The sequence below is a fragment of the Bacteroidales bacterium genome (assembly GCA_023229505.1).
Lineage (GTDB): Bacteria > Bacteroidota > Bacteroidia > Bacteroidales > JAGOPY01 > JAGOPY01.
Window position 1 is genome coordinate 1 of record JALNZD010000077.1, and the last position, 8,531, is coordinate 8,531.

At 38.2% G+C, this 8,531-nt stretch carries 5 protein-coding genes; 2 read left to right on the plus strand and 3 right to left on the minus strand.

Going from position 1 to position 8,531, the window contains the following annotated elements; translation table 11 throughout:
* Window positions 1–241: 241 nt before the first annotated feature.
* Window positions 242–2,854: a gliding motility-associated C-terminal domain-containing protein gene (locus tag M0Q51_16750; protein MCK9401623.1), complete on the minus strand. Its 2,613-nt coding sequence runs from the start codon at window positions 2,852–2,854 to the stop codon at window positions 242–244.
* 143 nt (window positions 2,855–2,997) lie between these two features.
* On the opposite strand from M0Q51_16750, the gene M0Q51_16755 reads away from it, so the two are divergent.
* Window positions 2,998–3,405, plus strand: coding sequence for a HEPN domain-containing protein (locus M0Q51_16755; protein ID MCK9401624.1), 408 nt, complete (start codon window positions 2,998–3,000; stop codon window positions 3,403–3,405).
* Window positions 3,384–3,701 carry a nucleotidyltransferase domain-containing protein gene (locus tag M0Q51_16760; protein MCK9401625.1) on the plus strand — a complete coding sequence of 106 codons (318 nt, stop codon included), beginning with the start codon at window positions 3,384–3,386 and terminating at the stop codon, window positions 3,699–3,701. Before M0Q51_16755 ends, M0Q51_16760 begins: the two co-directional genes overlap by 22 nt.
* A gap of 99 nt (window positions 3,702–3,800) precedes the next feature.
* On the opposite strand, the gene M0Q51_16765 is transcribed toward M0Q51_16760, so the two are convergent.
* Window positions 3,801–5,348: a T9SS type A sorting domain-containing protein gene (locus M0Q51_16765; GenBank protein MCK9401626.1), complete on the minus strand. Its 1,548-nt coding sequence runs from the start codon at window positions 5,346–5,348 to the stop codon at window positions 3,801–3,803.
* Window positions 5,349–5,497: 149 nt separating this feature from the next.
* A complete protein-coding gene (locus M0Q51_16770) occupies window positions 5,498–8,350 on the minus strand; it encodes a T9SS type A sorting domain-containing protein (protein ID MCK9401627.1) in 2,853 nt (950 codons plus the stop codon).
* Between the last annotated feature and the right edge of the window lie 181 nt (window positions 8,351–8,531).

Here is an 8,531-nt window from a genome sequence, read left to right on the forward strand (position 1 = left end):
CAAATGATCCTCTTCGATCAAATCATCAAGATAGGGAGGCAATAGCAGACCTTGGGTCTGCTGATAATCTTTAAACTTCTTGTATCGATTATGTACCATGAATCTTGTTATCTTTGTTCGAAGATAAGAAAAGTAATTTTATCTAAACATTTGATATACAAATAGTTATAAACATTCTTATTAACAATCCTCTTTACTAAGAGCCCTTAGTTTTGATACACCCTCTTGGGGATAGGGGCTGTCAATCCGTGATCAACGTGATAGATCCCCTCAGCTCCCTGGGTCTGATCCCAAAAAGGGTGATCTCATAAACCCTGCAGACATAAAAATAAACCCCGTCGCTGCATTTGGCACCGTTTCTACTGTCTCTGCCATCCCAATTAATATCAGGATCCTCCGTTTCATAAACGATATTGCCCCAGCGGTTAAAAATGGTCATATCAACACGTTCTACCGAGGTATAAGGAAATGGGTGGAAAATATCATCATAGCTATCATCATTAGGAGTGAAAACGTTGGGAAGAGAGTAGACCGAACAGGTATCATTATCAATGCAGACCGGGTTACTGAATTCGCTCTGGTTTCCAACCGAATCTATAGCCACGACAGCATAGCAACCCGCGATATTTCCATTATTAAAATGCTCATAAGTGATTATATAGGCCGGGCTGGTCGAATCAAGGAGGACGAAATCGGTTCCTTGAAGAGGTGAGAAATAGATATGATATTTCAACACATCATCAGCACAAATGGTGTTTGGGTTAGTCCATTTCAAGGTATTGACGGCCAGGTCACAATTGGTTTCCACCGTCAGTTCGGGAGAGCAGGGAGGTTCATTATCGTATGGGCTTCCGCAAACAACCTGTGAGAAATTAATTATAGGATCTACAAAGCCGCTGGCTGTGTAACCTCCGACACTCTTAACGTAATAACAATATTGTTTCCCATTGATGAGCCCGGAATCCTGGTAAAATGGCTCCACTGTAAAACCGATCGAATCATAAGTTGATAATCCTTCATCTTTCCGGTAGATCACATAAGAATCGTTTATCCATGGCACATTCGGTTGGAAAGAGAGATTTATTTCTTCATCGGTTTCTGCTAGTTCAAGGAAGATGGAAGCAGCAAGCTGGCTGTTCCCGATAAAACCGAAAGTCAGGCTTTCAAGTGAAACCCGGTAACTGTAGGGGAATCCGCTGTAATTAAGGTCAATCCCGTTATCAATGAAGATGGTGTCGTCCAGCCCGGGGAATGTGGCGACCGGTTGAAGATCTCCGCCCACCGCGCCTTCCGACCGGTAGAGAACATACTGGTAAGGCCCGGGGATCTGGATGGTATCAAGTTCTGTCGGTTTTGACCAGGCAATAAAACCCCTGCCTGCCTGCAGATCGGTGCTGTCGTTGCTCACATTGGTAATAACCGGTATATCGCGTTTCAAGGTAGCACAGGCCTCCAGTGAAGCGTAACTTTCAGCGCCATCAATGAAAAAAGCTGTAACAATATAACAGTATTGATTGCCATGTATAAGCCCCATGCCATTATCGTCATCAATATAGGCTGTATCATCTATACCTGAATTTTCATGAATCAAGATATACCCCGTAGAAGCAGGCACTCCTGTCTGGCAAACATCATGGACAAACCCATAAAATCCAATGCGTCGGTAGATCCTGTAACCAATTGCTTTGTTACAAGGAACCCTGTCCCAATTAAGCCGTATAGTGCTTCCGACAGCTTCGGCGGTAAGGTTTTCAGGTGCAGGTGAAACGACAGTGATGGAAACTGTCTTATAACTGACAAGGTTGATCGGGTAAGCATCATCGGTTGCTTTAAAGAACAGCTGGTATGGTTGCTTCTGGACGTGGGCGCAGGTCGTATTCCATGAAAAGGTAGTCATAACTGTATCATTCCCCGCTGCAGGATCAGGTTCTATTGTTGCAGGAGATTCCGTAACTTCAAAAGGCCCTCCTGTCGCAGTAAGGGAAACCATATCCCCATCGATGTCATAAGCAGTAATATCAAAAGTCACCTGTTCACCTGCTGTGACGCAGGTATCAATCAAAGAGACGATTACAGGCGGATTATTATTGCAGGCAAGGATCTCGATCTGCATATCCCTTGTCAGGCCGCCGATTCTGGTTCCATTTCGCCATTCGTCAATCACAAAGGCAATATTATATTCACCCTGCATGACAGGGGTATCCCATATTACATCACCAGTAACGGGATTGATTGAAAAGGAATTACTTGCAGTAGGTTGTGTAAACCCGGGAATATCAATCCCGCCGGTGGTTTTACAGTTTACCAGCCGGTAAGAGAGACTGTCACCATCAACATCATAAGCACCGGGATTGTGGATAAAAACCTGGTTGACACATCCTACATCAATCGGAGGGTTCAACAGGGTAGGGGAATTATTGTAACCGAGAAAAGGATTTATGACCATTTCGGTCTGGACGTACATCGGCACGTTCACGGAATTGGGGATATTCACCACGCCATAGTTCCGGTTAGGATCTTCCATATACAGGGTATATGTTCCGGGTGAACTGTATGTGTGCCGATTAGTAGTGGCATCTAAATCCGGGTTATACTCATAAACATTCAGGGTGATATTATCGGCAAGGGCGGTCTTCTGGGTCCGCTTCAGCGTGCTGCTGGTCCCATCACCCCAGAAAATATCGAGGTACGGTCGGTCGGCCGGGCTTGGCGTAAAGGTATAAGTAATGATCTTTGCTTCATAAGTAAGGCCTGAAATGTGCCTGTAAGTGATCTCGGCAGCCCTTTGATGAGTGGCCATTGCCTGGATAAAGCCAAACAAAACAAGAATGCATATAAACAAAACCTTTTTCATTACTGTTAATCCCTAACAAGGTTCAAATTTAGATAAAATCTCTGCTTCAGGAGTTTCCTCTCGAGAATTATATATATAACGAACCGTCGTTATGCAGCAAAAAATATTCCGTAAAGTAGTATATTTGTCTAAAATTAAAATTGTTGAGTGAGCAAAATTTAGATATTGATGTCGATAAAGTCGTCAGATACTGGATAGAAACATCCGATGAGGATTTTCAAACGATGTTACATTTATTTGATTCAAAATCTTATGCATGGTCATTGTTTTTAGGACATATTTCGGTTGAAAAGTTACTTAAAGCTTATTATGTTAGCAAAAATAAAAAGCACGCTCCTTTAACTCATAATTTATACAGATTAGCTGAAATTAGTGAGCTTAAATTGACCGATGAATACGCTGACTTGCTTGACAAGATTACCTCATTTAATCTAAACGCCAGATATGATGATTACAAAAGGGAGTTTTATTCCTTGTGCACGGTTGATTTTACGAAAGATTGGATTGGAAAAATTAAAAAGATCAGGTTATGGATAAAACAGATGCTTTAAATATTGCTCAAAAATATGCGAATGCTGTAAATGCAAATTATGAGTTCATCAGGATTTTTCTTTTTGGTTCATATGCAAAAGGAAATTATAACGATGATAGTGATATTGATATAGCGGTGGTGTTTAAAGATTATAGCAATTTGATTGATATGCAATTGGAATTGATGCGATTAAGACGAAAGATTGATAGTAGGATTGAGCCACATCCTTTTAGAGAATATGAGTTTGAGCTATCTAATCCAATTGTGAATGAGATTATTAAATACGGAAAAGAGATCAATATCAACATATCCTAAAGGCAGCCTGAAGCATCTTATCTTCGATTAAAACGCATCAGGCAGGAAGTGACAATTGTATTAAGATGAGACCATAATATTAGATTTGCCGAAAAAAATTTACCTTGCAATAAGGAACTTCCCAGTATAAACTACTCTTTGTCTCTCCCGGATAACCAATAGGTAAAGACCTTGTGGAAGGTTTGAAATATTAAAATCATACGATTCCGTAATCATCGGCACTTTAACTCTATCCACAAGTTTTCCAAAGACATTAAATATTTCTAAATCTCTATCCGGGAACCAATTCGGCCTGTTTTCATGGAATAATATATGAATCCGGTCTGACGCGGGGTTCGGCCATATCTTCAAACCTCCATGCTCCCATGCCTCCATGCCCCCATGCTCTTCATGAATTCCAACAGTTGTATCACAACCTGATGAATCACATCCAATGCTGTCCAGTTTCTGCACCCAGATGGATTGCTCCCATTCGGGATCACCTAAAGCCATACCTGTAATGATTATTCCATTATCGGATGTGATCCTGAGATCATTAAGGTGGTTTTCAAATGTAGGATAATAACTGTATCGCCTCATCCAGATACTATCACCATTTTCCTTTGTTTTTAATATCCAACCATAATTACCAAATCCGTCAGCAAAAGCACCTGTTCCAGAAACGATAATACTTCCATCGCCCAGTTCCTCTATTGTAGAACACCACCCCAGAAATGTCGTATCACTATACTTCCTTTCCCAAAGCATATTTCCTGCAGTATCTGTTTTAAATAACCATACTTTATGATCCGGGTAATCCGGATGTGGTTGTGACACAGCATAGGTGCTCCCAACGAGATAATTACCATCTTGAGATAGAAAAACTACAGAATGCCCGTCATCAAAGATACCTCCATAATATTTAATCCATATCTGGTTTCCAAGGCTATCTATTTTTAGAAGACCTGGATCCCTTAAAGTGTTATTTCCAACTTTTTCTTTATCCAGCCCGATTAAAAAATTTCCTTCAGGCAATTGAGCAATTGTACAACCACCGTCTAACCAATGCAATTGACCGTATGAGTGAGACCATTCTATATTTCCCAAGCTATCAGTTCTTATTAGTAATATATCTTCATCATCTCCTGACACCCGAATCGTACCTGTGATGAGATACCCTTTATCAGGTAATTGTTCACAAACCGTAAAAATGATAGCTGTATAATCAATCGAGACAGTATCACCATAAATTCTGGACCAGAGTGAATCGCCATTTTCATCAAATTTTATCAATAATCCGACATCTCTAATAGAATCTTCTATACTCCCACTTATAACAAATCCACCATCGGATGTACTGATACAACCACGCATTCCACCCGCATAATAATTATGAAAATCTTCCCCATAAGTTTTCCACCATAGTTTGTTTCCCTGGTCATCAATGGAAGTAAGGACAATTTTTTTAAAAATATATTCATTGGATATTACACCACTAACTCCACTAACCACATAACCTGATTCCGTTTCAAGAATACTCAATGCTGCGCTCCAGTTATCATTGTTAAAGCGGTTGTTAAAGTAAGTGTATTGGCCTTTTAAGTCAAATAATCCAAAGAACAATATAAATAAAAATATGAACTTTTTCATATTTCCTTTTTTGAACAATTTTTCAATAAAAATAATGTAAATCCTTCAATAACTTGCTGATCAAACCAATAATAATATTTAGTGTCTGATAAAAATAAACCCTGCCTATTACAGCAGGGTTTAAAAATTTAGAAAAATTTAAATTTTATTGATTGGAATGTAAGCACTTACTTTATCACATTTAATTTCAATACTTTTTCTACTTTGCCATTGATAATTAATTTGATTGTATAGAAGCCTGAACTATAGAAAGAAGTTCTTCTGATTAATTGATTTTGCTGACCCTCAATAAGTCCTTCTTCAATAATCCTTCCTGATGGATCACTGATTGAATATGAGGCTTGTCCTGGAATTCTTTCAAAATAATATTCCATAATGAAATAATCATTACATGGATTCGGATATACGCTGAAAATCTTTTCTTGATCCAATTCAGTAATATAATCCGGATTTTCTGCAGTATACTTTCTTAAAACTGGACCAGATACCGGTAAAATATAAACTTCAGGATAGCTTGCAGAATCAATGTGTTGCAAGATATTTTGAGCCATGATCGCCGGTCGTGAATCATGTTCTGCCATTTGATACAAAACCTGGCGTGATGTATTATCAAGAGAATCCATTGGCTTGCCCTGCTGCATAATATTGCTAACCATTGTATATAATGTCAGGTAATCCTGGTGTTCAATTTCCTGTTCTGAATCCATCACAAATTGATTTGGCAAGTTAGTTAGGACTGTAAATGCATTGGAAATATTTCCTTGCTCCAGGTACCTGTTTGCCAGGTAATAATTGTCATTTAAATTCCCATGATTAGTGATCAAAGAAATGATACTCTCTTCAACTGAAGTTGAATAATCTTCCGCCAAATAAATTTTCATGAGCTTATTGAATGCTAAGGCTCGTTCTTGTTCATACCAGGCAATCTCACTTTCACGTTGTTCCTTTAACGCTATAGAATCCAATCCTTCCATTATCTCTTCCATCATGTAATCTGGCACCGGAGGCACTCTTTGTTCAAGAGCTTCAACCAATGCCTCCTTCTTAACTCCATGAGGATTAGCCACCATAATATCCCTTATCATTGCATTGACTAAAACATTCTCTTTTGCAATACTACTAGACAATACAGTATCGGAAAGGTAGGGAGAGTCTTGCATAAGTTCATCGTAAATATCAAGAGCTTCGGGTTCTGTTGAACTTTCGACTTCATAATTCAATTGTTGGGTATTACCTGCATCGATCCAGAGACTGAGAGCATTTGAGGATGAATCCCTTAAATTCTCCATTAATGTCAATCTTGTCCTTAGTTCTTGTTCATTCAATACAATAGGTGCTGATTTTTTGTGCCCATCACCTAAACTATAATGGGTAGGACAAACATCATCATAAGTAGTATAACGAATGTATCCATAATGCGTGATATTTTGATGATAAAAAGGAATCCATGCATCTTGAGGAGATAGACTATCATGATGGAAATAATAAATCCATTGCCGGGATAAGGTATTATTAAAATCGCTGTATGGGTTATTATTGTTAGCATGAGAAAATAAATTTCCTGCTGGTGCAGTTTTATCTCCGGGAATATATGCCCCTTGATGAATTGAAATTCCCTTGTTTGCTGATGCCGTATCCGCTGTTACAGCAAAATCACCCCTGTTATCGGTACAAATATTACATTTCAACTTTAATCCTGTAAAATTAGAGGTTCCCCTGTTCCTATTTTGTGCCAGTATGCCCATATGTAAGCGGTCAAAAGTGTTGCGGTAGATCATATTCAAATTGTCTTCCGAATTGTTAACAATAATTCCAATACTAAGAATTTCATCTGGGAAAGGATATTCGTCCTCATTATAAAAATTATTTTCCTCAACAGTGTATCCAGTGCAGTTATCTAAATATAATCCACCAAAAATATCGTTCGGACCATGGAATATACTTATATAATAAACTTCGAAATTATTAAATATGATATCTGAATTATTTATGCCTTTACAATAGATGCCTGTTAGGTTATTGAAAAAACCCGAATGATTAACTTTAAACGTTCTTGCAGTAGTAGCATCGGTAGCATGAATACCATAATTCAAATTAGTGAATTTGCTTGAATCAGGGTCTTCGCCAGGATACCAACTTACTGTAAAATCAGCATCATAGCTATAAATTCCAATTCCTCTTTCACTCATTGAAGCTTCTTCTTCCGGTCTGGAGTTAGTAAAGCTACAACCATTAACGTTTATACCTTTTACGCCATCTAAATAAAGGAAATTTTCAGGAATACTTTCATCAGCCAGTTCAGCATCAGTTAGGAATTCCGACTTATGAAAATAGCTTAAATTATCCATTTCAACGCCGGAAACCAAATTTCGGTATGGGAAAAACCTGACCCCAGTTCTGTTATTTATAAAATGGGCATCATCGGTCTGGATGATTCCACCTTCGTAACCGCCAATATATCCTCCTGAACCATTGGATTTTGAAAGAAATACTGCAGTTATCGCATTTTCAATTGTTCCTCCGTCAATAATGGTAATCTTACCTTGTGCTCCGGATGTGAACTGTGAGGCTGTTGTTGTTCCCCAGACTTCGATGCCTTGCCACATGTTTGAGCATGTTCCATGAAGTAACCCATCGTCAATAATCAATTCTGATCCCCGGTCAACAATGATTGCAGCATCTTCACATAAACCAACCTCCCCTTTGATCGTCAGTTTTGCTTGATCTTCAATAAAAACAATTTGATTTATATATTTAATTCCATACCAAGTATCATCTGCTGATATGAATAATGTATCATCGTCTAAAAAAAATTGGTCACATAAAAGAGTGCAGTTATAATTTTCATCATATGGTCCGAGATATGATTTAGAATCATCACAATCACATGAATCTGAACACTCTGGACAAGTATCAGGCTTTATAGCTGTTAGGCCCCAATTATAATAGCCATCACTATCTAAATCTAAACATCGAATATCATCATCATTATAAAGTAACGAAGTTAAAGGAGTAAGCAAAGAATAGTTGAAAAACCTTTTTGCATCTGCAATAACATAATAAAACTCCGTATTATTTACTACTCCCCATTCTTTAGACCACGATTTTGCTTTTCTTAATTGAATTTATTAATTCTATTTGTATTGATATTGCTGTTAATTTCGGGAAATAACTCGAAGAGTTATTCTCGATATTAACAGC

What these genes read in the sequence shown, in the direction of transcription:
- M0Q51_16750 (MCK9401623.1), bottom strand. Translation starts at nt 2,854, where the DNA reads ATGAAAAAGGTTTTGTTTATATGCATTCTTGTTTTGTTTGGCTTTATC.
- M0Q51_16760 (MCK9401625.1), top strand. Translation starts at nt 3,384, where the DNA reads ATGGATAAAACAGATGCTTTAAATATTGCTCAAAAATATGCGAATGCT.